Below are 26,138 nucleotides of genomic sequence, written 5' to 3'. Positions count from 1 at the left end.
GTTGCCTTTCTCCCCGGTCAAGGATCCCTTCCATGAAATTCCGCCTGTTCTATGTTGCCCTGAGTCTCGGCCTGATCTCCGGTCCGGTTCTTGCCCGCTCCGTGGTCTGCCACAAGGCCGGCGAGCGGGAAGTGGCCGCGCTGTTCGACCGCTGGAACGACTCGCTGAAGACCGGTGACCCGGCCAGGGTGGTGGCCAATTACGCCACGAATTCCATACTGCTGCCGACCCTGTCCAACCAGCCGCGGCTGACACCGGAAGCCAAGGCCGACTATTTCGAGCATTTTCTGGCGAAGAAGCCGGACGGGAAAATCGACAGCCGCTGGATCGAGGTTGACTGCAATACGGCGGTGGATGCCGGTCTGTACACCTTTACCTTCGGCGATGGCAGCGTGGCTCACGCGCGCTACAGTTACAGCTACAAGTGGAATGGAAAAAAATGGCTGATCACCAGCCACCACTCATCGCTGATGCCGGAGAAAAACTGATCGCAGGACCGCCGGTTTCCGGCATGACAATAAAAACGCCCCGGACCATGCCGGGGCGTTTTTGCTGGTGCCAGGCTTACTTGCCGCTGGCGAGGCGGTCCTGGATATGCTTGGCGCGTGCGGCCGAACCCGGGTGCGAGCTCATCATGCTGCTCTGACCGCCGTCCATGTCGGCCAGCTTCTGGAAGGCGGTGACCAGGCCTTCGCGCTTCATGCCCTTGCGGGTCAGCAGATCGAACGAGTAATCGTCGGCGGCGCTTTCCTGCGACTGCGAGAACTGGGCATTGATCAGCTTCTCGGTCAGATCGCCGAGTTGCGACGTGCTCAGCGCGGTCACGGTGGCGTTGCCGGATGCGGCAGCGGCGCTGCGGGCGGCGGAGACGGCGTAGGCGGTCTGCATCGCCTTCTTGCTGTGGCCGAGCGCCACGTGACCGATTTCATGGCCGATGACGCCGCGCAGCTCGTCGTCATTCATCTTGTCCATCAGGCCGCTGTACACGCGCACGCAGCCATTGGCCATGGCCCAGGCGTTCACATCACTGGTCAGATAGACCTTGAAGTTCAGCGGCTGGCCGTCCAGATTGTTGCCGAACGGCTTGACGACCTTGACCAGACGCTTTGCATATTTGTTGCCGGCCGGTGCAATCTTCGACTGCTTGTCGCTCTGGGCGCAGGCCTGGGCCGACAGCGACTTGACGTCAGCGTCGCTGAGCGTTGCCGCCTTCATCGCCAGGCTGCCGGTCTGGACCAGTGCGTCCGGGTTGAGCTTGCCGCCGGCGCAGGCGCCCAGGGCAAGGGCGAGGGTAATCGGGGTGAGGATCGTGAGTGTCCGCTTCATGTTGGGCTCCATGGGGTTTTTGTAATACTTAGTGGGCCATAATTGTATAAGGTTAATTTCATGTCGTTGTCCATGTTGCCCGGCACCTCAATGACACTGGCTATCGATCATACGTTTGAAATTCGTTGCCGATTGCGATTAGAGTTGCTACTCTAATCGCATGCCGCATGGGCCGCACCGTACCGGGGCGAATGGCAACACAAGGAAGCTGTCATGGACAGGGAAACGACCGATCCGGCACTGCCGGCGGTGATGCTGGAACCCTTTGCGCATCTGCGCGCGCAGGCGATGCACACGCCGTACCCGGCGCTGGCCGAACGGCTGCAGTGGCTGTCGGCACTGCGGGCGATGGCACTGGATGGCGAGGCGCGCTGGGTCGATGCCGTCGCCAGCGATTTCGGACATCGCTCCCCGGTCGAGACCCGCATGCTGGAGCTGTTTCCGGCCGTGGCCGGGCTGCGCCATACCCAGCGGCATCTGATGCGCTGGATGCGGCCGCGCCGGCGCGGGGTTGACCTGCTGTTCATGCCGGCGCGCAACCGGGTGATACCGCAGCCGAAGGGCGTGGTCGGCATCATGGTGCCGTGGAATTACCCGATCTATCTGACCCTGGGGCCGCTGACCGCCGCGCTGGCTGCCGGCAACCGGGCGATGGTGAAAATGAGCGAGTTCACGCCGGCCACTGGCGAACTGATGCGCGAGCTGGCCGGCAAATATCTGGGCCGCGACGTGATCAGCGTGCTCGACGGTGATGCGCAGCAGGCCAGCCAGTTTTCCCGGCTGCCGTTCGATCATCTGCTGTTTACCGGTTCGACTGCCGTCGGCCGACTGGTCATGCGTGCGGCCAGCGACAATCTGACCCCGGTCACACTGGAGCTCGGCGGCAAGTCGCCGGCGCTGGTCCTGCCCGGCTACCCGCTAGAGAAGGCGGCCGAACGCATCGCCTTTGGCAAACTGATCAACGCCGGCCAGACCTGCATTGCGCCCGACTACGTACTGGTCCACACGTCACAGCGCGACGCGTTCGCTGCAGCCTATGCGTCAGCCGTCGCACGGGCTTACCCGACACTGGTCGCCAATCCGGATTACAGCGCCGTGATCAATGACCGTCACCGGCAGCGGCTGGGCGAACTGCTCGATGATGCCCGCGCGCATGGCGCCGTGGTACGCGAGATCAACCCGGCGGGAGAAGACCTGGCCGGCAGTGGCAAGCTGGCGCCGGCACTGCTGCTGGAGGTGGCCGGCACGGCACGGGTCCTGCAGGAAGAGATCTTCGGCCCGCTGCTGCCGGTCGTCAGCTATGACAGCCTGAACGATGCCGTTGACTACCTGAACGCCCGGCCGCGGCCACTGGCCATGTATGTCTTCGACGAGGACAATCGCCGCCTGTCGCAGATTCTGGCCTGTACCCATGCCGGCGGGGTCACGCTGAACGACACCATGCTGCACATTGCCCAGGACGATTTGCCATTCGGCGGCATCGGTCCGTCCGGCATGGGCAGCTACCATGGCCGTGACGGCTTCGACACCTTCAGCCATCTGAAGGCAGTGTGCACGCAGGCACGTCTGAACGGCACCGGGCTGATCCGGCCACCGTATGGCCGGGCGGTCAGCGCGCTGCTGCGCTTCATGCTGCGCTAGGAGCGGGCATGCCATCCCGACGCACGGTACTCAAGGTGGGAGCGGCCGGCGGCGTGCTGCTGGCGCTGGCCGGCCTTGGCGCGGATCTGCTTGCCACCGATGACGGTCCGCTGCCGTCCGGTCCGGCGCTGGCGAACGTGCCGGCCGATGCGGCCATTGCGCTGGCCGCCATGGCACCGGTCATGCTGGGCGGCGTGCCGGCCGGACTGACGGCGGCCGATTTTTCCCGCATCGTGCTGGCCGGCATCGACACGGCGCTGGCGGGTCTGACGCCGGCACAGCGCAACGAGGTGACGCAGCTGTTCTCGCTGCTGCGCCTGCGTCCGGCCCGGCGCTGGCTGCTGGGACTGCGTGCGCCCTGGCATGCCGCCGCGGACGCCGATATTGCCGCCACGCTTGACCGCCTGCGCCATAGCCGCCTGCAGGTACTGCGTGCGGTCTACCAGGGTCTGCACCAGCTGATTGGCGCGGCCTGGTACGGCAACCCGGCCGCATGGCCGGCGATCGGTTACGGTGGCCCGCCGGCCACGGTACTGGCCGCACTGGGGAGGACTGCATGATTGCCGATCCGATCGTCGACGGCCTGGCCCGCGGCTGGAAAGTCACCGATGCCGCGACCCTGAGCGGCGATCTCGACCTGACGGCGGACGTGGTCATCGTCGGCAGCGGCGCCGGTGGCGGCATTGCCGCCCGGGTGCTGAGCGAGGCCGGTCACGATGTCCTGCTGCTGGAGGAGGGCGGGCTGTGGTCATCGCGTGATTTCGACCTGCGCGAAGCGACCGCCTACCCGCGCCTGTACCAGGAATCGGCCGCGCGCCAGACGCGCGACAAGGGCGTGACCATTCTGCAGGGACGTGCCGTCGGCGGCTCGACCGTGGTCAACTGGACCAGCTCGTTCCGCACCCCGACCGATACCCTGGCCTGGTGGCGCAGTGAGCTGGACCTGCCGTTTACCGCCGAGTCGATGGCGCCATGGTTCGAGCGTGCTGAAGCGCTGGTCGGCGTGGGCGACTGGCTGCCGGCGCCGAACGGCAACAACGAGGTGATTGCCCGTGGCTGTCACGCGCTCGGTCTGTCATACGGTCACATCCGCCGCAATGTGCGCGGCTGCTGGAATCTCGGTTACTGCGGCATGGGCTGTCCGACCAATGCCAAGCAGTCGATGCTGGTGACGGCCATTCCGGCCGCGCTGGATCGCGGCCTGCGTCTGGTGCACCGGGTGCGGGTCGAGCGGCTGCGGTGGCGCGACCGGCAGGCGGAGTGGCTGGAGGGGGTGGCGCTGGCCGCCGACGGGCTGACGCCGACCGGGCACCGGGTGCGGGTGCGCGCCCGCCATGTGCTGCTGGCCGGCGGGGCGATCAATACCCCGGCCCTGCTGCTGCGCAGCGAGACACCGGACCCGCACCGGCTGATCGGCGCCAATACCTGCCTGCACCCGACCGTGTTGTCCGGCGCGCTGTTCGCCCGCGAGATTCATCCGTATGACGGTGCCCCCCAGTCGATTTATACCGACCATTACCTGCATGCGGGGCCGGTCGATGGCGAACCGGGATTCAAGATTGAAGCGCCGCCGGTGCATCCGCTGCTGGCTGCCGTGACCCTGACCGGCTTCGGTCCGTCCTATGCGTCCACGCTGCGGGCACTGCCGAGACTGAACGTACTGATCGCGCTGGTTCGCGACGGTTTTCATCGCGAACTGCCCGGCGGCCGGGTGTCGCTGCGCAGCGATGGCTCGCCATTGCTCGATTACCCGCTGAGCGAGACCTTCTGGCGCGGCGCCCGCCACGCCTTCGAGGCGATGGCGGAAATCCAGTTCGCAGCCGGTGCCGGCCGGGTCATGCCGCTCGATGAGCGCGCCGGTTTCTGCCGCAATCTGGCCCAGGTCCGCGAGGCGACCCGGGTGCTGTCACCGGTGGCGACCCGGGTCGTCAGCGCACATGTGATGGGCGGCTGCCGGATGGGACGCGATGCCGGCAGCGGCGTGACCGACAGTGACGGCCGGCTGTACGCGGCCGACAACGTGACCGTGTGCGACGGATCGCTGTTGCCGACCAGCCTCGGCGTCAATCCACAGCTGACGCTGTATGCACACGCATGGCGAATTGCCGACGGGGTGTCGAAACGCTTGTCGTCGGGGGGGCGACCTACTTCATCCAGCCCAGCTTGACGCGGATTTCGTCGTCGGCCGTCCGCAGTTCGCGGATGCCGACGTAGTCGAATACCGGATAGCCGGCGACATTGCTTTTCATCTTGTCGGCCAGCGACGGTACCTGGTCGAGCCGCACCGACAGCACGTCGCCGTCGACCTTCGCCCACGGCTGCTTGTCGGCGAGTTTCTCCACCGGGTTGCCGACCGCCAGCCCCATGATGCCGATGGCGATATTGCCGAGCGTTTGCGCGATCAGGCCATTGTCGGCCGCCGTGGTATGGCGCTCGAAGCGGATCTTTATCGTCCGGTTCGGCCAGTCGACCGGCAGGAAGCGGAAATCGACCGTGTGCAGCGCGCTGACGCCGGACGTGGTCTTGAGCAGCAGCGTGCCCTTTTCCGGTGTCAGCTTCAGGTCCTCGACGCTGACATCCTTGCGGTTGATGTCCTTGCGCAGCGTGTCCAGCAGCCAGTCGCGCTTGATGGCGATGCCGTCCTTGCGCACGCCCGGCATCTTGCCGACGCTGTCCTTCAGTTGCAGATAGAGCAGGATGGCCTTGTCGCTGGACAGTTCCGGCGGCAGTTTCGCCGCACTGTCGGCGAAGGCGGGCAGGGCGGCCGCCGCCAGCGTGGCGAGCAGCAGGGTGGTCGGGATCAGTCGCATGAGAACTCAGTTCAGAACGGCACGCGCGCCATCGTAGCGGGCGGCGAAATAGCTGTTGTCGAGGCTGTCGACGCGGATGACGCTGTTGGTGCGTGGTGCGTGCACGAACTTGTTGTCACCGATATAGATGCCCATGTGCGAATAACGGCGATTCATGGTGTTGAAGAACACCAGATCGCCGGCCTTCAGCGCACCGCGGTCGATCTCGCGGGTTCGCGACGCGATTTCGGCGGCATTGTGCGGCAGTGTCACGCCGACGGCATTCTTGTAGATGAAGGCTGCCATGCCGGAGCAGTCCAGCCCGGCATCCGGATTGCTGCCGCCGAACTGGTAGCCGACGCCGAGCAGACCGAGCGAATACATGACGATCTCGCGTCCGTCGCCGCTGGCCTGGATGCGCGACAGCGACACGTCCGGTCGCGGGCGGGCGGGTTTCCGGGTCGGCGCCGTCGAGCACGCGGCAATGGCCGTGACCAGTCCGAGTACGATCCAGCGGCGAACGTGTGTCATCCCTGTTTGCTCTCCAGTTCTTCCCAGCGCGCGAGCTTGTCCAGCAGCAGCCCGTCGATGGCTTCGATCCGCGCCTGCCAGGCGCCGGCCTCGGCGGCGCGGTCCTTCCACACCGACGGGTCGAGCAGGCGTTCGTTCAGCTCGGCCTGTTCGGTTTCCAGTGCGGCGATCTGGTCGGGCAGATGCGCCAGTTCGCGGGTTTCGTTGAACGACAATCGGGTGCGGGCCTTGTCCCGCGCCGGCTTCGCGGGCGCCGCTGCCTGGGGCGCCGGCTGCGAAACTGCCGGTGCGGGTGCCAGTTCTGCCATCCGTGCCCGTGCGGCGACCCAGTCGGCATAGCCGCCCGGGTATTCCTCCAGCTTGCCGTCGCCCTCGAATGCAATCACCTGGGTGACGACGTTGTCAAGGAAGGCACGGTCATGGCTGACCAGGAAGACCGTGCCGTTGTATTCGGACAGCAACTGCTCCAGCAGTTCCAGCGTATCGATATCGAGGTCGTTGGTCGGTTCGTCCAGTACCAGTACATTCGCCGGCTGGGTAAACAGTCGGGCCAGCAGCAAGCGGTTGCGCTCGCCCCCTGACAGAGAACGGACCGGGCTGCGTGCGCGGGCCGGCGCAAACAGGAAATCTTCCAGATAGCTCATCACATGGCGGCGCTGTCCGCCGACATCGACATAGTCCTTGCCGTCGCCGATCACGTCGACGATGGCCATGTCTTCCGGCAACTGGGTACGGAACTGGTCGAAATAGGCGATCTGCAGATTGGTGCCGCGCCGTACGCTGCCGCGATCCGGCTCCAGCTCGCCGAGAATCAGTTTCAGCAGCGTGGTCTTGCCGGCGCCATTCGGGCCGATCAGGCCGATCTTGTCGCCACGGATCAGGCGGGTGGTGAAATCGCGAATCAGCGTGCGGCCGTCGAAACCCTTGTCGACATGTTCGAGCTCGGCCACCAGCTTGCCGGAGCGGTCGCCGGCATCGAGTTTGAAATTGACCTGGCCGACGCGTTCGCGGCGCGATGCGCGCTCGCGGCGGATCTGCTCGAGCCGGCGGACCCGGCCTTCGTTGCGGGTCCGTCGCGCCTCGATGCCCTTGCGGATCCAGACTTCTTCCTGGGCATGGAACTTGTCGAACTTGCGGTTCTGTTCGGCTTCGGATGCCAGCTCGTCGGCCTTGCGCGTCTGGTAGGCGGAGAAGCTGCCCGGATAGCTGCGCAGTGTGCCGCGATCGAGTTCGATGATGCGGGTGGCGACATTGTCGAGGAAGCGCCGGTCATGGGTAATCAGCAGCACGGCGCCGCCAAAACCGTTCAGCAGGCCTTCCAGCCATTCGATGGCCGATACGTCGAGGTGGTTGGTCGGTTCGTCCAGCAGCAGCACGTCCGGGGCGCTGGTCAGGGCGCGCGCCAGCGCGACGCGCTTCTTCCAGCCACCGGACAGCTCGGCGATGCGCGTGTCCGGCGACAGACCGAGATGCGACAGGGTGGTGGAGATGCGGTTCTCGAAACTCCAGCCGTTGCTGGCCTCCAGCGCCGACTGGATCGCCTGCATGCGGGTCAGCAGCTCCTCGTGATCAGCATCGGGACTGGCCAGCGCCTGGCTGATGCGGTGGTAGTCGCCGAGCAGATCCTTCAGTTCGCCGAGGCCTTCGGCCACGGCGTCGAATACGGTCTGGTCCGGATCGAACTCCGGCTCCTGCGGCACGTAAGCGACGGTGATGCCGCTCTGCTGCAGGATGCGGCCGTCGTCGAGACGGACGGTACCGGCGATGGCCTTCAGCAAGGATGACTTGCCGGCGCCATTGCGGCCGATCAGGCCGACGCGCTCGCCCCCGTCAAGGGCAAAATCGACGGCGTCGAGCAGGGCGACGTGCCCGAAGGCGAGAGAGGCTTTTTCTAAAGTCAGGAGCGGCATGTAGGCAGACTGAAAACGGCAACAAAACCGGTAGATTCTAGCATGCGACCGCGCAGTGCCCCGAACGGGCTGATACAATCGTTTCAATAAGCCAATAACCAAGCCTCGCATTGCGGGGCCTCAGACTGTTCATGAAGGTGGGCGCCGGTGGTCATCGCGGCGTCGGTGCGCACCAGACAGACAGCATCTGCCGGTAAGCACGGCAGCCTGCCTGATTGAATCCTTCCCCTTCCGTTCCCGTCGCCGCGGGCGAGTATGGACAGTCTGACGCCTCGCGTTGCGGGGTTTTTATTTTGACGATCCGCATTATCCAGGAGCCAGCCATGTACTTCGTCGATCGTTCCGTCGCCGTCATCAAGCCAAAACAACCGTTTGCCGACTGGCTGAACGGGGTACCGGACAATGATATGGAGCTGTCGCTTGACAGCCTGCGCGCCGACTGCACCGTTATCCTGATTCCCGAGTTTGACGAGCCGGAAGAAGGCGTCAGCCATATTGACGACATTGCCCAGCGCCTGTTCGAAATGGAACTCGCTACCTGGTACGAAGACAAGAGTCTGTGGCCGACCGACCGCTCGCTGAAGACGTTCTGGGAATGGTTCGATGTCGAGATCCACTCGATGGTGATCGACACTGTCGACGACGAGCTGGAAAACACGCCGCTCGACGACTGAATCCGGTGCGCACACGCCGTTTCGCCCCGCTGCGCATCGTGCCTGTCCCCAGCCGCTGCGGACTGGCCCTGACCCTGCTCGCCGCACTGGCGGCGGCAGTGGCGCTGTGCGCGACCGATGGTCTGCATGCCGGTCTGCTGCTGTTGCCGCTGCCGGTGCTGTGGCAGGGCCGGCAGTTCGGCGGCTTCGGCGCGACGCCGCCGGTGCTGGATATCGATGCCGCCGGCCGCCTGCTGCTGAATGGTCAGCCAGTCCGGCTGGCCGCGTCCACCGTGGTGCTGCCGTGGCTGATCGTGCTGCGCGGTCGGGCCGCCGGCCGGCGCTTCAGCATGGTACTGTGCGCCGATTCCGCGCCGGCCGCCGCACTGCGGACCCTGCGCGTGCTCTTGCATTGGCATGTTTCGCCCCGACTTGCCCCCCGTCCCCCCGACCTGGAAAGCCTCAAGACGTCATCATGAGTCAAGACCGTACGCTTGCCGACTGGCTGCACTATCTCGAAACCCTGCATGTCTCCACCATCGACCTCGGCCTTGACCGGGTCCGCGTGGTCAAGGAGGCGATGGGGCTGGACCCCGACTTCCCCGTCATCACCGTCGGCGGTACCAACGGCAAGGGCTCGGTGTGCGCGATGCTGTCGAAAACCTTTGCCTGTGCCGGATTCCGGGTCGGCACCTATGCGTCGCCGCACCTGCTGCGCTACAACGAACGCATCGCCATCGATACCGTCCCGCTGGACGACGCGGCGATCTGCCGTGCCTTTGCCGCCATCGAGGCCGCGCGTGGCGATACGCCGCTGACCTATTTCGAATTCGGCACGCTGGCGGCAATGTGGAACTTCATCGACGCCGGCGTCGATGTCGCGGTGATGGAAGTCGGCCTCGGCGGCCGGCTGGATGCGGTCAACCTGTTCGAGCCCGACTGTTCGCTGGTGGTGTCGGTCGACCTCGACCACCAGGACTGGCTCGGTGATACCCGTGAGCTGATCGGCTTCGAGAAGGCCGGCATCTATCGCGCCGGCCGGCCGGCCATCTGCGCCGACCCGAATCCGCCGCAAAGCCTGCTTGACCATGCTGCCGCCATCGGCGCCGACCTGCGCTGCATCGGTCGCGATTTCGGCTTCACCCGCACCGACTCGCTGCAGTGGGAGTTCTGGCATGGCGACGCGCGCCGCCATTGCCTGCCGACGCCGGCGCTGCGCGGCGGCTACCAGATGATGAACGCGACCGCGGCACTGGCGGTACTCGAAGCCATGAAAACCGCACTGCCGGTCGGCGCCGGCGCGATCCGCCGCGGCCTGCTGGAAGTTGAATGGCCGGGGCGGTTCCAGGTCCTGCCGGGACGCCCGGTCACAGTCATGGACGTCGGCCACAACCCGCATGCAATGCGGGCGATGGTGGCCAGCCTGCAGACGCTGTCTTACGCGGAAAACCGCTATGCCGTGTTTTCGATGCTGGCCGACAAGGACATCGACAGCGTGATCGAACTGGCGAAATCCGAATTCGACGTGTGGTATGTTGCGCCGATTCTGGACACGCCGCGCGGTCTGCCGCTGGCCGAACTGCAGGCGCGGCTGGCCGCCCACGGCATCAGCCAGGTGAAGGCGTTCCCCGACCTGGCTGCCGCCTGGAGCGCCGTCAGCGAGCGGGCGGGGGAAAATGATAGAATCGCCGTCTTCGGATCTTTTCATACCGTCGCCGCCGTGATGGCGGCGAGGGAGCAGGCCGCCTGACGGCCTGGTGACAGGGCAGCACATGAACGAACCCAAGAGCCAACAGGAGCTGATCCAGCTTCGCAAGCGAGCCCGCCGCCGCCTGGTCGGCGCCGTCGTCATCGTGTCGGCAGCCACGCTGGTGTTGTGGAATGTGATCGACGGTCAGCCTCAGACGGAAATGCACCCGGAAAAGGTCGACATCGTCGCCAGCGGTGCCGTGGGTGGCGTGCGTGCGCCGGCGCCGGAGCCCGCACCGGTCGCGGCTGTCCCCGGACCGGCCACGAGTCCGGCCGATGCACTGCCGCCGACGGTACCGGCGGCCGAGCCGGTTTCGCCGGCGCCGGCCACGCCGACCGCCGAACCGGCGCGTCCGGTCCCCGCTGCACCGGAGGCGACAGCGCCGAAGGTCGCCGAACCGAAACCTGTCGAGCCGAAAGAGGTCGAACGCAAGCCGGACAGCAAGCCTGCGGCCAAACCGGCGGACAAGCCGGCCGAACCGGCAAAGGAAAAGAAAAAGCCGGACCCGGCCGCGATCCTGAATGACATGGCGGATGCCGATGTGCCGGCGCCGAAACCCAGGGCCAAAGCCGACAAGCCGGCCCAGGACAAACCCGCACAGGACAAGGCAGACGACAAATCAGCGAAATCCGGCCGCTACCTGATCCAGGTGGCCGCGCTGTCCGACCCGGCCAAGGCCGCCGAGCTGAAGGACAAGCTGGCCGGTGCCGGCGTCAGCGCCAGCGTCAGCCAGGTCAGTACCAGCAAGGGAACGGTCAGCCGGATCCGCGTCGGGCCGTTCGCCAGCGAGGCTGAAGCCCGCACGGCGCTGACCAAGATCCAGAAGGCCGGCCTGTCCGGCATTCTGGTACCGCAATAGCAGGGTGCAATGACCACATTTGACTGGATACTTGTCGGCCTGATTGCGGCGTCGACCCTGCTGGCGCTGTGGCGCGGCGTGGTGCATGAAGTCCTGTCGCTGGCCAGCTGGATCGGCGCTTTCTGGGTGGCCAGGCAGTATGCGGCCGACTTCGAACCGATGCTGCCGCAGTCGGTACCGACGGCCGACCTGCGCTGGCTGCTGGCGTTTGCCGCCGTGATGGTCGGTGTGTGGATCGTGCTGGCCATCGGCCGCCGGCTGGCCAGCCGGCTGGTATCCGGCGTCGGTCTGGGCGGGCTGGACCGCACACTTGGCGGCGCCTTCGGTCTGGCGCGCGGGGTGTTGCTGTCGACCGTGGTGGTCATGCTGGGTGGATTGACCCACATGCCGTCGGAGCCGTTCTGGCAGAATGCGCTGCTGGTGACGCCGTTCGAGCGGCTGGCCGTCGACCTGAAACCCTGGCTGCCGGCCGATATGGCCGACCGCATCAATTTCCAGCGTGATGGCAACAGTGGCGGCGAGACGCTGCCGCTGCCGATCCGCAACAGCATCAAAACCTGATCACAAGTCAAAGAGTCTCTCTGCAAGCCGGCCGGGTGGCGGTTTGCAGAGATGTTCTAAAAGAGCGGAATGAGCAAACCATGTGTGGAATTATTGGCGTAGTCAGCGGTTCTCCCGTCAACCAGTTGCTGTATGACGGGCTGCAAGTCCTGCAACACCGGGGACAGGATGCCGCCGGCATCGTGACCGCGAACGGAAACAGCTTTCACATGCACAAGGGCAGCGGCATGGTGCGCGACGTGTTCCGCACCCGCAACATGCGGTCGCTGCTGGGGCAGGCCGGCATCGGCCACGTGCGCTACCCGACTGCCGGCTCCGCCAGCAATCTGGCCGAGGCGCAACCGTTCTACGTCAACTCGCCGTACGGCATCGTGCTGGCGCACAACGGCAACCTGACCAACACCGCCGAGCTGAAGGAGGCGATGTTCCGCCAGGACCTGCGCCACATCAACACCAACTCCGACTCGGAAGTCCTGCTGAACGTGTTCGCCCATGAGCTGCAGAAGCAGATCTACGGTCGCGAGCTGTGCGAGGACGCGATCTTCAACGCGATCATCGAGGTCAACAAGCGGGTGCGTGGCGCCTACGCCGTGGTGGCGCTGATCGCCGGCTTCGGCCTGGTCGCCTTCCGCGACCCGTACGGCATCCGCCCGCTGGTCATGGGTCGCCACGACGGTCCGAACGGCACCGAATACCTGCTGGCCAGCGAGTCGGTCGCCCTCGACTGTCTGGGCTTCCGGCTGGAACGCGACGTGCTGCCGGGTGAAGCGGTCGTGGTCCGCATGGACGGCGCGCGCTCGACGCGCATGTGCGCCGAGTACCAGCCGCATACGCCGTGCATCTTCGAGTACGTGTACTTCGCGCGCCCGGATTCGATCATCGACGGCGCCAGCGTCTACCAGACCCGCCTGCTGATGGGCGAGAAGCTGGGCGACAAGATCCGCCGCCAGATGCCGGACCTCGACATCGACACGGTGATCCCGATTCCGGACACATCGATGCCGATCGCGCTGCAGCTGGCCAAGCACCTCGACCTGCCGTTCCGCATGGGCTTTATCAAGAACCGCTATGTCGGCCGCACCTTCATCATGCCGGGCCAGGCGACGCGGAAGAAATCCGTGCGCCAGAAGCTGAATGCCATCGGCAGCGAGTTTGCCGGCAAGAACGTGCTGCTGGTCGACGACTCGATCGTGCGCGGCACCACCAGCCGCGAGATCGTGCAGATGGCGCGCGATGCCGGGGCCAAGAAAGTCTATTTCGCCAGCGCCGCGCCGGAAGTCCGTTATCCGAACGTCTACGGCATCGACATGCCGACCCGGGCCGAACTGCTCGCAACCGGTCGCACGGTCGAGGAAATCGCCCGCGAAATCGGCGCCGACGGCGTGATCTACCAGGATCTTGGTGCGCTGCGCGATGCGGTGCATGAAGCCAACAACGCGCTGAACGACTTCGAGATGAGCTGCTTCGACGGCCGCTACGTGACTGGCGACATTACCGACGAATACCTGGCCGAAATCGAAGGAGCGCGCAGCGAAAGCAAGCCGCAGCGCGAAGAGGCACTGGGCGGCGGCGCCGACCTGAACCTGAACGTGGCCGAACAGAACCTGATGTAAGTGGCAACAACGCTATAAGCGTATTGCCAATGATGCGCGCCGAAAGGCGCGTTTTTCATTACCATGTACCGCACTGCAAAACACACGGTAGTTCTCACCATGACGACCCCGCTGCACCCCGAAACGCTGGCCATCCGTGCCGGCCGCGACGTGACCGAATTCAACGAGCACAGCCTGCCGCTGTTCCTGACTTCCAGCTTCATGACCGACAGCGCGGAAGAGGCCCGGCAGCTGTTTGCCGGCGAGCATGACGGCTTTACCTATTCCCGCTTTACCAACCCGACCGTCGATGCGTTCCAGCGCCGGCTGGCGGCGCTGGAAGGCGGCGAGCGCTGCCAGGCGACCGCCAGCGGCATGGCCGCCATCCACGCGGCCATTTTCACCCTGCTGTCGTCCGGTGATCACATTGTGGCGTCGCAAAGCCTGTTCGGCGCCTCGTACAACATGCTGGCGACACTGCTGCCGCGTTTCGGCATCGGGGTCACCTTTGTTTCCGCGACCGATCTCGGCGCCTGGAAGCAGGCCATCCGCCCGAACACGAAGCTGTTCTTCCTGGAAACGCCGTCGAACCCGCTGACCGAACTGACCGACATCCGCGCCGTGGCCGACATCGCCCATGATGCCGGTGCCATTCTCGCGGTCGACAACTGCTTCTGCTCGCCGGCGCTGCAGCGTCCGCTGGAACACGGCGCTGACCTGGTCATCCACTCGGCGACCAAGTTCCTCGATGGCCAGGGGCGCGTGCTCGGCGGTGCGGTGGTCGGCAGCAATGCGCTGGTCGAACCGATTTACGTCTATGTGCGCTCGACCGGGCCGACCCTGTCGGCGTTCAACGCCTGGCTGCTGCTCGGCGGCATGGAAACCCTGTTCGTGCGCATGGAACGCCAGTGCGCCAGTGCGCAGAAACTGGCCGAGTGGCTGCAGAACCAGCCGTCGGTGCGCCGTGTCCACTACCCGGGCCTGAGCAGTCACCCGCAGTACGAACTGGCCCGCCGCCAGCAGAGCGCGCCCGGCGCGATCGTGTCCTTCGACGTCGAAGGCGGCCGTGAAGCCGCCTGGAAGATCATCGACAGTACGCAGCTGATTTCGCGCACCGGCAACCTCGGTGACGTCAAGACCACCATCACCCACCCGGCGACCACCACCCACGGTCGCCTGTCGCAGGAAACCCGGGATGCGGCCGGCGTCGGCGAGGGACTGCTGCGGCTGTCGGTCGGCCTTGAGCATCCGGATGACCTGATCGCCGATCTGGCCCGCGGGCTTGAGGGCTGATCGTGCGTGTCATCAAGGCATTCGGTTTTTCCCTGGACGGTTTGCGCGCCGCATTCGGTGACGAGGCGGCGTTCCGCGAAGTGGTGCTGATGGCGCTGGTGGGCGTACCGCTGGCGCTGTGGCTGTCGCTGTCGCCGCTGGCGACCGTGCTGATCGTGTTCACGCACGTGCTGACGCTGGTGGTCGAACTGCTGAATACCGGCATCGAAGCGGCCATCGACCGTATTGGCCCGGAAATTCACTCCGAGTCAAAGAAAGCCAAGGACTGCGGCAGTGCTGCCCAACTGGTCATGCTGGTCTGGCTGGTCGCGCTGTGGGGGATGGCACTGGCCGGCCGGATCTGAGCCTGCAGGTTCCTCCCTGTGCATTGCCGGGCCTGGTGCCCGGCAATGTCACGTCTGCAGGTCCGCTACCGGCTTGCCCGGCAAGCGGATGTGGAAGCGGGCGCCACCCCGTTCGCCGTTTTCGACCCCGGCCGTTCCGCCATGTCGTTCGGCAATGGCCTTGACGATGGACAGGCCGAGGCCGGTGCCGCCAGGGCGGCTGCGGCTTTCGTCGCCCCGGTAAAAGCGCGCGAACATGAACGGCAGCTGTGCTGCCGCCACGCCGTCGCCATCGTCCTCGACCGTAAACACGCTGTCCGTCCCGTCTTGCACCACGGACAGACTGACCCGGCTGTGCGCATACTGCAGCGCGTTCGAGACCAGATTGATCAGCGCACGACGCAACAGGTCGCGATTGGCGTATACCGTTCCCGTCCCGCTGAACTGCAGGCCGATCTGCCTGGACTCGGCCAGCGCGTCGAACAGATCATACAGCCCGTCCAGCAGCGGATGGATGTCGAACGCGACCCGGTCCAGCGGCTGGTGCTCGGCCTGCTCGGTGCGGGCGATAAACAGCATGTCGTCACTCAGGCGCTGCAGATGGCGGAACTCATCGAGATTGGCCTCGAGCGTGGTACGGTATTCCTGCTCGTTGCGCGGGCGGTTCAGCGTGACCTCGGTCACGCTGACCAGCGCATGCAGCGGTGAGCGCAGCTCATGCGCCAGATCGGCCGAAAACTGCGCCTGGCGGGCGAACGAAATCTGCAGGCGATCGAGCAGGCTGTTCATGGCACTGACAATCGGCAGCAGTTCACGCGGCCAGGCCGGCGAAATGCGCCGGTCAAGCTGCCCGGCGTCGATGTCGCCGACCTGCCGGCTCAGGGAATGGATCGGCATCAGCACATAGCGCATGGTCATCTGGCCGATCAGGGCGAACAGGATCACCGCCAGCACCACGCCGAGCAGCATCGCATGCAGATAGCCTTCCAGCAGCTCATGCTTGTATTCGTTGTCGTAGGCGAAATCCACCCGCCAGCGCGCGCCATCCAGCCGGTCGATATAGACCGAGCTCAGCAGCCAGTGCTGCTCGACGTGGCCGGGCGCCTTGACCGGATGCAGCGCGCGCAGGGCCGGGTCCCTGGCCGGGGCCGGAAAATCACTGGCGGACAGGGCGGCGATGCGCGGACTCTCGAAGACCAGATGGCCGTCCTCGTCATACAGCCGGCACGCATACAGCGAGTCCGGGCGGGTGAACTCGGTCAGCGCCCGCTGCCAGTGGGCGCGGCTTTCCTGCGCGACCGGCTGATCATGAATCCGCGCGCGCAGCAGGTGCAGGCCGTCGTCCAGTCCGCTGATGGCCTGGTTGGCCAGTCCGGCGCGCAGGAACAGATACAGTGCGCCGCCGCCCAGCAGGATGACCAGCACGGTGGCCAGGGTAAAAATGATCGTCAGCCGGACCGCCAGCGACGCATGCGGTCTAGCGGGCTTCGAGGACATAGCCGCTCCCGCGCACGGTATGGATCAGGGCGGACGGGAACGGATCGTCGACCTTGCGCCGCAGCCGTGCCACGGCGACATCGATCAGGTTGGAGTCGAAATCGAAGTGCATGTCCCAGACCTGCTCGGCGATGTCCATGCGGGTGACGACCTCGCCGCAGCGGCGTGCCAGCAGCGAGAGCAGGGTGAACTCGCGTGCGGTCAGATCCAGCGGCCTGCCGGCACGGCAGGCCCTTTGCCGCAGTGGCTCGATATCGAGGTCAGCGATGCGGAGGTGGCCGTCGCCGCTGTCGCCGGGCCGGGCCGACGTGCGGCGCAGAATGCTCTTGACCCGGGCCAGCAGCTCCGAGAACGCGAACGGCTTGATCAGGTAGTCATCGGCACCGGTTTCGAGTCCGCGCACCCGGTCCTCGACCGTATCGCGCGCCGTCAGCAGCAGCACCGCGACCGGCTGGCTGGTGGCCCGCAGCGCAGCCGTGACGGCAAAACCGTCCAGGCCCGGCATCATCACATCGAGCAGCAGCAGGTCGTACTGCCCGGTCAGCGCCAGGTGCAGGGCGTCGGTGCCGTTCTGCGCGGTATCGACGACATAGCCATGTTCGATCAGACCCTTGCGGATATAACCGGCAGTTTTTTCGTCGTCTTCGGCAATCAGGATTTTCATGGTGCGGCGTGGTGCTTCGTCAACGGCAATCAGGACTGCCATTGTACGCGGACAACCTGTCAGGACTGAAAGGGTAGCGTCAGCTTGGGGCAGGGCGCCGGACACCAGAATGGCGGCATCTGATTTATTTGTGGCCGTTGCATGCGGCCACGCCGGGGAATCCATGTCCGAGAGTCGTGCCCTGTTCCTGTCCTGGCCCTTGTTCCCGCTCACCACACTGCGCACCCGTCCGGTGTGGATGACGCTGATCGTCGCCATCCTGCTCGGCACGGTCTACAACATCCCGCTGTGGCGCTACCTATTGGGCCTGCTGCCACAGGAGCGCGGGCTGCAGAACGGACTGTTTGTCGCCGCGTTTTCGGTGTTCCTGATCGCGGCGTTCAATCTGATCCTGTCGCTGGTGACCGTACGCTGGATCCAGAAGCCGGTGCTGGCCCTGCTGCTGCTTGGCGCGGCCTCGGCCGCCTATTTCATCCAGGGCTACAACGTGCTGCTCGACGCCGGCATGATGCAGAACCTGTTCGAAACCGACCCGCGCGAAGCCGGCGAATACCTGAACCTGAACTTCATCCTGTTCATGCTGCTGTTCGGCGTGCTGCCGGCGGTCCTGCTGCTGCGTACCCGGCTGGAGCGCGGACCCTTCGGGCGCGAGCTCCGCCTGCGCCTGCTGGTCATCGTGCTGAGTCTGGCCGCCGGTGGCGGCGCATTGATGGGCTACTATCAGGACTTTGCCTCGCTGTTCCGCAACCACCGCGAGGTGCGCTACCTGATCACGCCGTCCAATTACATCTCGGGTACCTACAAGTACCTGCGTGGCAATACGATGGTGGCGAAGAACGTGGCGCCGCTGGGCACCGATGCCCGGCTCAATGCCGCCGCCGGCAAGCGCGGCAAGCCGACCCTGCTGGTGCTGGTGGTCGGTGAGACCGCGCGCGCCGGCAACTTCTCGCTGAACGGCTACGGGCGCGACACCAACCCCGAGCTGGCGGCGCGTGGCGTTGTCAGCTTCACCAACGCCTATTCGTGCGGCACGGCCACCGCGCTGTCGGTCCCGTGCATGTTCTCGCGCATGAACCGCGAGCAGTACGATGCCGACAAGGCGTCCTCGCAGGAAAACCTGATGGACGTGCTGAAGCACGCCGGCGTGAACATCCTGTGGCGCGACAACAACTCGGGCTGCAAGGGGGTGTGCAACCGGGTGCCGAACGAACTGCCGGCCCAGTTCAGCGACCCCGGTCTGTGCAAGGATGGCGAGTGCCACGATGAGGCCATGCTGGGCGGGCTCGAGCGCTATCTGGAGAAGACCGGCGGCACGACCATCATCGTGCTGCACCAGCTGGGCAGCCATGGCCCGGCGTATTACAAGCGCTATCCGGCAAGCTTCGAGCAGTTCAGGCCGGTGTGCAGGAGCAGCGAGCTGCAGACCTGCCGCCCCGAAGACATCGTCAATGCCTACGACAACTCGATCCGCTACACCGATCATTTCCTGGCCAGGGTCATCGACCTGCTGAAATCGCAGCAGGACAGATTCAACGGCGGCATGCTGTATCTGTCCGACCACGGCGAGTCGCTGGGCGAAAACGGGGTGTACCTGCACGGGATGCCCTATTGGCTGGCTCCGGACAACCAGAAGCACATCCCGTTCATTACCTGGCTGTCGCCGGGCCTGCAGCACGAAACCGGTGTCAGCCAGGACTGCCTGCAGGCACGCCGTGGCGAGGCCATCAGCCAGGACAACCTGTTCGACTCCGTGCTCGGACTGCTCGACGTCGATACATCGGTGTACCGGTCGTCGCAGGACTTCTACCTGGCGTGCAGAAAACGATAGCCGGTCCAATGCGCTCCCCGCCGCCGCGGGGGCATGATCCGCTCCCTTCCCACCGGACAAGCCTGGCTTGTCCGGTGGCGTCGTTTACAGCCGGTCTGGCATGTAAATCAGATTTTTCTATTTTGCCAAGACTATTCTGTATGTAATAGAAGCATATTCTTGGGCGAATTTGAGAGGGTGGCGTATTCACAGCGTGGATGGTCGGTGCGTTAATATATTAGCGCACATATGAACCCGGCCCAGCCCTGTATCAGGGGTTTTTTTATTTATCCTGCGTTGAGAGGTGATTCTTGAAAGTCACATGGCGCAACCCGAACTATATTGGATTTCTTGATTGGAACGGCTCATTTAAGGAGAAAGAATGAAACCCGGGGACGCCATCAGGGGAGGGGATATCAATGAATCGAAGGAAACGATGACGGCGGAAAGCCCCAACCTGCTGATCAGCGTCATTCTGATCGACGACCATCCGGTGATGCGTTATGCGCTGAGGCACATGATCGAAGAGCAGGGGCGGTTCAATGTCCTTGGCGAGGCCGAGGATGCTTCCCGCGGATTTGAACTGATCCGGACGCATTTTCCCGATGTGGTGCTGCTGGACCTGTTCCTGCCGGACATCAACGGCCTTGACCTTATCTACAAAATATCCGTCCTGCCACGACCTCCGAGAATACTGGTGCTGTCCGGGCAGGACGAACGCCTGTATTCGAACCGGGTGATGAGCGCCGGTGCACACGGTTATGTCAGCAAGAGCAAGGGCATCCAGGAAATCAAGAATGCGCTGGTGATGGTTGCCGGCGGTTATTCATGCTTCCCGATCGCTTCCCTGTATGTCGGCCCGGAGCAGAAGGCCGACCGGGATCTGCTGTCTTGTCTGACCAAGCGTGAAATGACCGTGCTGATCGGGCTGGTTCGAGGGCAGTCCAACAAGGAAATCGCCGACAGCCTGTTCCTCAGCCAGAAAACCATTAGCTCATACAAGGTGCGGATACTGGAAAAGCTGCACCTGCACACGCTGGCCGACATGATCAATTTTGCCATCAAGAACAAGCTTATCGAGTCCGAACGCTGGCAGCGATAGCAGGACAGGACCTGAGATGAATACCGCATTGCCCGCTTTGCTGGGCATCCTGCTGGCCGTGGCCAGCACTTCCGCCGCTCATGCCCAGCCCGATATCGGCATCGGCAGTCTGTACGACTACCTGCCGGGGGCATCATCGTCGATCGTCAAGCCGATACGGAACAGCGGCAGCAGCACCGGTTTCGTCAGGATTGACGTCAGGCGGATCCAGGTGGACGACGCCGGAAACAGCACCGAAACCGAACTGACGGAAGGTGAAGGATGGCGTAACCGGCTGATCGTGAGCCCCAGCCGCCTGATCGTGCCGCCAGGCGGCATGCGCAGCGTGCGCGTCCTCTATGTCGGGGAGCGCAGCCGCGAACACGTGTTCCGGGTCCGGTTTACGCCGGTGGAACCGGGGCGCGGAGACGGTTTTGGCCAGGAGGAAGACGCGGGCGCGACCACGGCCGGGGTCAGAATGCTGGTCGGCTATGGCGGCATCGTCATCGTCCGGCCGGAGCAGGAACAATACCGGACCGATTTCATACAGCGGACCGACGGGCTGGATGTCGTCAACCGCGGCAATACCACCCTGATTCTGGATAATGTCTATGCGTGCAAGACCGATGAGCACTGCCTTGCCCCGGTAAAGAAACATGTATTGCCGGGACGGACACAGTTTTTCAAAAGAGAGGGATTGTCTGAAATACGTTTCGACGTCGTTGAAGGAGAAAAGGTGAGCTATAAAGAATTCAGGTTTGCCGGTTGAAATGGCAAATCTCCTTTTCTTTTTTCTGCTCAAGTGATGTCACGATGAAATTCAGCAAAAAACATATTGCAGGTGTTATTTTTTTCCTGGCTTCGGCCACAAATGCGGAAACGCTGCTGCAAAATATCCAGGTCCGGGCCGTTGTGCCATCCGGCAGCTTTTATGTGAATGCACTTGAAGGGTGGCCCTCCGGCCCTGTCCAGATCGGCTACGATTCCAACCGGCATGTATTCAATCATCACCATCTTGGTTTGCGGATGAAAAACAGCATCCAGTCCGGTGCTACCGGCGGGAAAATCATGGCAAGACTGGCTTATCCGCCAGTCATGCGCGGTGTGCGCGGGCAGATGAGCGTGGATGTCGGCATCAAGACGGAAAATACCGATGTGATACTGGGTACAACACCGACACTGATTTATGAGGATGCCGCCGGAGACGAAATCATGGGGCACCTGCATATCAAGGTGAAAGATGCCGGTCCCTATGCACCGGGCAATTATATCGGGACCGTGGCGCTGGAGTTCGATTCCGTGCTGTAGCACGGCCGATATCCGGTTCTGGAGCCTTGACGTCCTCGTCCGGGCAAAGGCACTTCCCGCTACGGGTCTTCATACGGGCACACCAATCGCATGGTGACTCTTGTTCCCGCGCCGTCAGTCATGCGGAGCATGATGGCGGCCGGCCTGCTTGCCTGCACCATGCTTCCGGCCTGGGCCGATGACACCGCTGCAGTGGCGCTTGATGCGGCGCAGCTGCGGCAATCCGTTCCGGACGCTTTTGCCGACGTGCTGTTCGATACGCCGGTTGCCGTTCGCATCGAACTGGATGGGAAATACATGGTGGATGCGCTGGTGCGACTCGGGCGTGATGGTCAGGTTGGCTTGCAGGAAGTCCTCGACGGGGTTGCCAGCGAAGTCCCGGCGCAGGAACGGAACCGCTATGTTTCCCTGTTGCAGACAGGGGTCGGACTGGGGGATTGCACCGGCCTGCTGTGCGAGGGGCTGGTCCGGGTCGCCTACGGTGTCGCTGACTCCAGGCTGGCCCTGTTCACGGATCGTGCGCAGCGGGAATACCGGCCGGACCGGTATCTCGCCTTGCCGGGGCGCGGTGGCAACGGCGCCTTGCTCGGCAACCAGCTGACCTATGTGCGGCGTGGTCGGGATCTGCCGTCCAGCGGCTCGTATCAGTTGTCGCTGATTACCAGCCTCGCCCCGTGGAGCGCGTACTCGGATCTGCAGATTTCCTATGCGGATGCCGGGCACTGGCAGCGCGGCAGCCGGGTCAGAAAGTACCTGAACAATGCCTATATGCAGCGCGACTGGCATGGGCTGTACGCCCGCATCGGCTACCTGTCGCCGGACCTGTCTACCGGGCAGGGCAATCTGGCCCCGATTCCGTTCAGTCACTACAACCCCATTCTGGGATTCGCTTTCGGATCATCGGACAGCCTGCTCAAGCGCAGCAACAAGCCGAGCATGGTGCCGCTGACCGTCAGCGCCAGCAAGGCCGGCCATGCGGAGATCTCCCGTGACGGGCGTCTGCTCGCCACCTATGCCGTTCAGCCCGGCCTGCAGGTATTGCCGACCGAGGGATTGCCGGATGGCATCTATCCGGTCACCGTCCGTGTCTTCGAGGATGGCCGGATGGTGTTCACGACCCGTGAGTCGATTTACAAGCCGGGCAACTGGAATGGCACCGACCGCTTCCGTTTCCGCCTTTATGGCGGGCGCCGCCAGTCGGTGTGGGACTATCGTGCCGGCGCCCATGCCGACGGCGGCATGCTGGGCGGGGTCCAGCTCGGCTACCTGCTGCATCCGCAATGGCGAGCCGGCATCAGTGCGCAGCAGGGTGGGGGCGACCGGCAGGTCGGCCTGTTCAGCAGTTTCAGTCCGCTCAATGCCCTGCAGCTGTATGTGAATCCGTATTACTCGAAGCGGAGCGGGCAGGGGTATGAGCTGCAGGGGATCGGCGCGTTTTCCCGCCTCAGCCTGGCCGTCAGTCACCGGCAGTCGGCGCGGCCGGCCCGCTATGGCCGGTCACGCCATCTGCGCCAGCGCCATACCACCGTCAGCAGCGACTGGCAGCTCAGCGACCAGGACCGGATCAGTGCCCGCTTTGGCCACGCGCACGACGACCGGCAGTCAACGTCGGACCTGTCCTATTACCGCGATATCCGCCAGTGGACCGATGTGGGGGCCCAGGCGTATGTGAGCCTGTCCGAGCGCTTGCAGGGCTATCCTGGCCGGCGTTCGCGCGGCATGGCCGTCGGCATGAGTTTCTCGCTGGGACGGGCGGCGTCCAGTCTCGGCATGGGGCTGGGCTCGCGCACCGACGGTGGTGCCGGGCGCGAGTCATCGGCCCAGCTCCATTACCAGCGCACCTTCGACGAATCGCCACTGCAGGCGGTGGCGGTCAATGCCAGCCATGCCAGCCATGGCAGTTCGGGCACGCTGTCGGCCCGTCTGTCGCAGCGCTATCTGTCCGGAGACGGCTATCTGCAATCGCACGGCGGGGGTGGCGCCATGCTGGGCGTCAACCTGGAGAGTACCGTTGTCATGGGCGGCGGTGGCGCGCTGATCGTGTCGCGGCCGGCATTCGGCAGCAGGATGCGCGCCGGGGTAGTGGTCGACCTGAAGTCGGAAACCCTGCCGGATAGCGAACGCCTGATTGCCAGGCTGGATGACGGCCGCCAGTTCCGCTTGCGGCGTGGCGAAAATTTCATTCCACTGGCGCCGTTCCGGCCGCAGCACCTGAGTTTCGATCTGGCGGCGGGCAGCCGGAAAGGGGCGAAGTTCCTGCCCCAGAGCCTGTCCGTGCATCTGCTGCCCGGCGGCATCAGCCGGCAACGGGTCGAGGTCATCCGCACGCAAACCGCAATCGGGCGTCTGGTCGGTCCGGACAGCCGGCCGCTGGCCGGGGCCAGGGTCCGGCACCTGACCATGCAGGCCGTGGCCGAATCCGATGGCCTGTTTACGCTGGAGCTGAGCCAGGCGCACCCGGTTCTCGAGGTCGTGCAGGCGGACGGGCGCGTCTGCCAGGTCGATTTGCAGGATCGGTTGATCAAGGGGTACAAAGACCGTGATCTGGTCTTGCTGGGCGATGTCGGCTGTCATTAGCCGCGGGGAAACAGGATGTTTCCCTGATTGCCGAATGGCGCCTGCCCGGGCCTGTCCTGTCTGACGATCCCCCGTTATTCAATTGGCAGAATAGACTTTTCATATGTGCCTGGGTGGATATGGCGCAGGTATATTGTTCATGATACTTGCCAAATATACGGTAGTGCATGACTGCGAATCTTTTTATCCGATCAGAACCATTCATGCGCTGCTTAAACCCCTTGTGCTAAATGGTTATTCAATATGAATATTGTCAAGCGTCTCCCGGTTTCGGTCGACCGTGCTCATGGTTCGCAGGGAACAGCCGAGGCGCCGCACGAGGCCGTACGCATTGTCCTGATCGAAGACCATCCGGCCGTCCGCTTTGCCGTCCGGCACATGGTCGAAGAGGGCGGCGAGTTCAGCGTTGTCGGTGAAGCGGATACCGGGGCCGGCGGCCTGGACCTGGTCAGGGGCGTACAGCCCGACATGGTCGTGGTGGACCTGAATCTGCCGGATATCGATGGCCTGCAGTTGCTGAACAGCCTGGTGTCCCTGCCGCTGCCGCCGCGGGTACTGGTCCTGTCCGGGCTGGACGAAAGAATTTACGCTCCCCGGGCGATGGGCCTCGGCGCCAGCGGTTTCATCAGCAAGGGGAAGGGCATGGAGGAGCTTCTCCATGCTGTCCGCATGGTGTCCGGCGGTTACATCTGCTTCCCGCTGGTCGCCATGCAGGTCGGTCCGGAGGGGCTGGCCGGCGATGCCGGCCAGCCCAGCCTGACGCGCCGGGAAATGTCGGTTTTGCTCGGACTGGTCAAGGGGCAGTCGAACAAGGAAATCGGTCAGACCCTGTTTCTGAGCCAGAAAACCATAAGCACTTACAAGATCAGGATCCTGGAAAAGCTCCATCTGGAAACGCTGGCGGACTTGATCAACTGGGCTCACCGCAACAATCTGGTCGAGTAGTCCGGCCTTGCCGCTACTTGCCCGACAGGGCCTGCTGGGTATGCAGCAGCAGGTCCAGGGACAGGTGGCCGCTATCGGTCTTCAGCGCCAGCAGCTCGTCGCGATGCGCCTGCGCCAGCTGCTCGACCAGCGCCTCTCCCTTGGGCAGCAGCGTGATTTCCACGCAGCGCTTGTCGTCACGTCCCGCGCTGCGCCGAACCAGTCCCTGTGTCACGCAGCGCGTCACCAGACCGACCACGCTGTGGTGGTGTGACTGCAGGCGTTCCGCCAGCTCGGCGACCGTTGCCCATTCCCGCCCCGGGTAACCGCGGATCTGCAGCAGCAACAGATATTGCAGCGGGGTGATGTCATGGGCCTGGGCCTGCTCTTCGCTGAAGCGCAGGAAGCGGCGCAGCCGATAGCGGAAATCCGCCAGGCGTTCAAAATCGTTTTTGCTCAGCGGGGGTGAGGCAGGAGAGGCAGGAATCACGACAGGGCCTTGTTGGCTTGCGGGGTGGAGTCATCCGGCGTTGCCAGCTGTTGCTCGATAAAGCGTGCCAGCGCCATGGCCGGATTGTACCTGTCGCTGTCATTGGCATGCACCAGGATAACGGGCTGCCGGGAGGCAGCCTCGCGCAGCGCTTCCCAGCGGTGCGGGTTGTTGGCCAGATCGCTCCAGTACACCTCACAGAAGGTCGGCCAGCGCAGCGGATCCTGTCGCAGCCAGGTGACCAGTCCTTCGGCCGGCGCGGCCGCTTTCAGCCACTGGGTCACGCCTGAAGCATAGCGTGACAGCTCTTTTGGCCATTTGGCATCGACGATGTACAGATTCTCCATGTCGGGACTGAGATTGGCGACATGGACGACAGTAATGGGGAACGTCACGGCAAGGGTCTCCTTGGAAAGGGGGCGGCTGGATGTCGCGAATCGGGTGCACGACGGGCGGGTACTGGTAAATATATCGCATTGCGATCTATTTGCAAGCCATTCCGTCGCCGTCGCCCGATGACAATGACTTGGCACGCAATCCCAATCCCGCCGGGGGCGGGGCG

At 64.2% G+C, this 26,138-nt stretch carries 26 protein-coding genes; 18 read left to right on the top strand and 8 right to left on the bottom strand.

Annotation, left to right across the window (positions count from 1 at the left end; translation table 11 throughout):
• The first annotated feature begins 32 nt into the window (after positions 1 to 32).
• The gene (locus tag DFO50_RS11835) at positions 33 to 488 is read left to right on the top strand and encodes an SgcJ/EcaC family oxidoreductase (protein WP_112692555.1); all 456 of its coding nucleotides are present in this window, start codon (positions 33 to 35) and stop codon (positions 486 to 488) included.
• 76 nt (positions 489 to 564) lie between these two features.
• Here the strand turns inward: DFO50_RS11835 and DFO50_RS11830 are convergent, their stop codons facing one another.
• On the bottom strand, positions 565 to 1,326 hold the full coding sequence (locus DFO50_RS11830; protein WP_036385846.1) for a M48 family metallopeptidase: 762 nt from the start codon (positions 1,324 to 1,326) through the stop codon (positions 565 to 567).
• Positions 1,327 to 1,539: 213 nt separating this feature from the next.
• Between DFO50_RS11830 and DFO50_RS11825 the strand changes: the two genes are divergently transcribed.
• Genes DFO50_RS11825 through DFO50_RS11815 form a run of 3 tightly spaced genes read left to right on the top strand, consistent with a single transcriptional unit; the run spans position 1,540 to position 5,134 of the window.
• The gene (locus tag DFO50_RS11825) at positions 1,540 to 2,967 is read left to right on the top strand and encodes a coniferyl aldehyde dehydrogenase (RefSeq protein WP_112692554.1); all 1,428 of its coding nucleotides are present in this window, start codon (positions 1,540 to 1,542) and stop codon (positions 2,965 to 2,967) included.
• Positions 2,968 to 2,975: 8 nt separating this feature from the next.
• Entirely contained in the window at positions 2,976 to 3,527 is a 552-nt protein-coding gene (locus tag DFO50_RS11820; protein ID WP_146745064.1) for a twin-arginine translocation signal domain-containing protein, read from the top strand.
• The gene (locus DFO50_RS11815) at positions 3,524 to 5,134 is read left to right on the top strand and encodes a GMC family oxidoreductase (protein ID WP_112692552.1); all 1,611 of its coding nucleotides are present in this window, start codon (positions 3,524 to 3,526) and stop codon (positions 5,132 to 5,134) included. Before DFO50_RS11820 ends, DFO50_RS11815 begins: the two co-directional genes overlap by 4 nt.
• On the opposite strand, the gene DFO50_RS11810 is transcribed toward DFO50_RS11815, so the two are convergent.
• From DFO50_RS11810 to DFO50_RS11800, 3 genes are read right to left on the bottom strand one after another with little or no spacing between them, the layout of a single operon-like run.
• Positions 5,112 to 5,777, bottom strand: coding sequence for a hypothetical protein (locus DFO50_RS11810; RefSeq protein ID WP_107889820.1), 666 nt, complete (start codon positions 5,775 to 5,777; stop codon positions 5,112 to 5,114). The genes DFO50_RS11815 and DFO50_RS11810 overlap by 23 nt on opposite strands.
• A 6-nt stretch (positions 5,778 to 5,783) precedes the next feature.
• Positions 5,784 to 6,287 (bottom strand): C40 family peptidase, encoded by a 504-nt coding sequence (locus DFO50_RS11805; RefSeq protein ID WP_112692551.1) that lies wholly within the window; start codon positions 6,285 to 6,287, stop codon positions 5,784 to 5,786.
• On the bottom strand, positions 6,284 to 8,197 hold the full coding sequence (locus DFO50_RS11800; protein ID WP_112692550.1) for an ATP-binding cassette domain-containing protein: 1,914 nt from the start codon (positions 8,195 to 8,197) through the stop codon (positions 6,284 to 6,286). The genes DFO50_RS11805 and DFO50_RS11800 overlap by 4 nt, the downstream gene beginning before the upstream one ends.
• 323 nt (positions 8,198 to 8,520) lie before the next feature.
• On the opposite strand from DFO50_RS11800, the gene DFO50_RS11795 reads away from it, so the two are divergent.
• The 8 genes from DFO50_RS11795 to DFO50_RS11760 all read left to right on the top strand — a co-directional run bounded on the left by DFO50_RS11795 (position 8,521) and on the right by DFO50_RS11760 (position 15,249).
• Positions 8,521 to 8,871: a hypothetical protein gene (locus DFO50_RS11795; RefSeq protein ID WP_028499124.1), complete on the top strand. Its 351-nt coding sequence runs from the start codon at positions 8,521 to 8,523 to the stop codon at positions 8,869 to 8,871.
• Between the two features lie 5 nt (positions 8,872 to 8,876).
• Positions 8,877 to 9,329 carry a protein YgfX gene (locus DFO50_RS11790; protein ID WP_112692549.1) on the top strand — a complete coding sequence of 151 codons (453 nt, stop codon included), beginning with the start codon at positions 8,877 to 8,879 and terminating at the stop codon, positions 9,327 to 9,329.
• Positions 9,326 to 10,600, top strand: coding sequence for a bifunctional tetrahydrofolate synthase/dihydrofolate synthase (gene folC / locus DFO50_RS11785; RefSeq protein WP_028499126.1), 1,275 nt, complete (start codon positions 9,326 to 9,328; stop codon positions 10,598 to 10,600). The genes DFO50_RS11790 and folC overlap by 4 nt, the downstream gene beginning before the upstream one ends.
• 22 nt (positions 10,601 to 10,622) lie before the next feature.
• Entirely contained in the window at positions 10,623 to 11,459 is an 837-nt protein-coding gene (locus DFO50_RS11780) for an SPOR domain-containing protein (protein ID WP_028499127.1), read from the top strand.
• A 9-nt stretch (positions 11,460 to 11,468) separates the two neighbouring features.
• On the top strand, positions 11,469 to 12,020 hold the full coding sequence (locus DFO50_RS11775; RefSeq protein ID WP_051528822.1) for a CvpA family protein: 552 nt from the start codon (positions 11,469 to 11,471) through the stop codon (positions 12,018 to 12,020).
• Positions 12,021 to 12,100: 80 nt separating this feature from the next.
• Positions 12,101 to 13,633: an amidophosphoribosyltransferase gene (gene purF, locus DFO50_RS11770; RefSeq protein ID WP_112692548.1), complete on the top strand. Its 1,533-nt coding sequence runs from the start codon at positions 12,101 to 12,103 to the stop codon at positions 13,631 to 13,633.
• A 99-nt stretch (positions 13,634 to 13,732) separates the two neighbouring features.
• Positions 13,733 to 14,905, top strand: coding sequence for an O-succinylhomoserine sulfhydrylase (locus tag DFO50_RS11765; protein WP_028499129.1), 1,173 nt, complete (start codon positions 13,733 to 13,735; stop codon positions 14,903 to 14,905).
• 2 nt (positions 14,906 to 14,907) lie between these two features.
• The gene (locus DFO50_RS11760) at positions 14,908 to 15,249 is read left to right on the top strand and encodes a diacylglycerol kinase (protein WP_084300023.1); all 342 of its coding nucleotides are present in this window, start codon (positions 14,908 to 14,910) and stop codon (positions 15,247 to 15,249) included.
• A 48-nt stretch (positions 15,250 to 15,297) separates the two neighbouring features.
• Here DFO50_RS11760 and DFO50_RS11755 read toward each other — a convergent pair whose 3' ends face one another.
• Together DFO50_RS11755 and DFO50_RS11750 are read right to left on the bottom strand one after the other, a co-directional pair.
• Complete coding sequence (locus tag DFO50_RS11755) at positions 15,298 to 16,725, bottom strand: heavy metal sensor histidine kinase (protein WP_112692547.1); 1,428 nt, start codon at positions 16,723 to 16,725, stop codon at positions 15,298 to 15,300.
• Positions 16,706 to 17,389 carry a heavy metal response regulator transcription factor gene (locus DFO50_RS11750; RefSeq protein ID WP_028499132.1) on the bottom strand — a complete coding sequence of 228 codons (684 nt, stop codon included), beginning with the start codon at positions 17,387 to 17,389 and terminating at the stop codon, positions 16,706 to 16,708. Before DFO50_RS11750 ends, DFO50_RS11755 begins: the two co-directional genes overlap by 20 nt.
• Before the next feature lie 163 nt (positions 17,390 to 17,552).
• On the opposite strand from DFO50_RS11750, the gene DFO50_RS11745 reads away from it, so the two are divergent.
• From DFO50_RS11745 to DFO50_RS11720, 6 genes are all read left to right on the top strand, one after another.
• The gene (locus DFO50_RS11745) at positions 17,553 to 19,217 is read left to right on the top strand and encodes a phosphoethanolamine transferase (protein ID WP_112692546.1); all 1,665 of its coding nucleotides are present in this window, start codon (positions 17,553 to 17,555) and stop codon (positions 19,215 to 19,217) included.
• A 361-nt stretch (positions 19,218 to 19,578) separates the two neighbouring features.
• On the top strand, positions 19,579 to 20,298 hold the full coding sequence (locus tag DFO50_RS11740; RefSeq protein ID WP_199489814.1) for a response regulator transcription factor: 720 nt from the start codon (positions 19,579 to 19,581) through the stop codon (positions 20,296 to 20,298).
• Positions 20,299 to 20,335: 37 nt separating this feature from the next.
• Positions 20,336 to 21,046, top strand: a complete 711-nt coding sequence (locus tag DFO50_RS11735) for a molecular chaperone (RefSeq protein WP_146745063.1) — start codon at positions 20,336 to 20,338, stop codon at positions 21,044 to 21,046.
• A gap of 44 nt (positions 21,047 to 21,090) precedes the next feature.
• Positions 21,091 to 21,585, top strand: a complete 495-nt coding sequence (locus DFO50_RS11730) for a CS1 type fimbrial major subunit (RefSeq protein ID WP_028499135.1) — start codon at positions 21,091 to 21,093, stop codon at positions 21,583 to 21,585.
• A gap of 90 nt (positions 21,586 to 21,675) precedes the next feature.
• The gene (locus tag DFO50_RS11725) at positions 21,676 to 24,162 is read left to right on the top strand and encodes a CS1-pili formation C-terminal domain-containing protein (protein ID WP_112692545.1); all 2,487 of its coding nucleotides are present in this window, start codon (positions 21,676 to 21,678) and stop codon (positions 24,160 to 24,162) included.
• Positions 24,163 to 24,405: 243 nt separating this feature from the next.
• Positions 24,406 to 25,107, top strand: a complete 702-nt coding sequence (locus tag DFO50_RS11720) for a response regulator transcription factor (RefSeq protein ID WP_051528823.1) — start codon at positions 24,406 to 24,408, stop codon at positions 25,105 to 25,107.
• A gap of 13 nt (positions 25,108 to 25,120) precedes the next feature.
• Here the strand turns inward: DFO50_RS11720 and DFO50_RS11715 are convergent, their stop codons facing one another.
• Together DFO50_RS11715 and DFO50_RS11710 are read right to left on the bottom strand one after the other, a co-directional pair.
• Positions 25,121 to 25,576: a MarR family transcriptional regulator gene (locus DFO50_RS11715; protein ID WP_028499138.1), complete on the bottom strand. Its 456-nt coding sequence runs from the start codon at positions 25,574 to 25,576 to the stop codon at positions 25,121 to 25,123.
• Positions 25,573 to 25,971, bottom strand: a complete 399-nt coding sequence (locus tag DFO50_RS11710) for a DUF488 domain-containing protein (protein ID WP_028499139.1) — start codon at positions 25,969 to 25,971, stop codon at positions 25,573 to 25,575. Before DFO50_RS11710 ends, DFO50_RS11715 begins: the two co-directional genes overlap by 4 nt.
• Between the last annotated feature and the right edge of the window lie 167 nt (positions 25,972 to 26,138).

The sequence above is a fragment of the Microvirgula sp. AG722 genome (assembly GCF_003269145.1).
GTDB lineage: Bacteria > Pseudomonadota > Gammaproteobacteria > Burkholderiales > Aquaspirillaceae > Microvirgula > Microvirgula aerodenitrificans.
The sequence above is the reverse complement of the archived record's forward strand: the minus strand, read 5'-3'. Positions and strand labels throughout refer to the sequence as shown.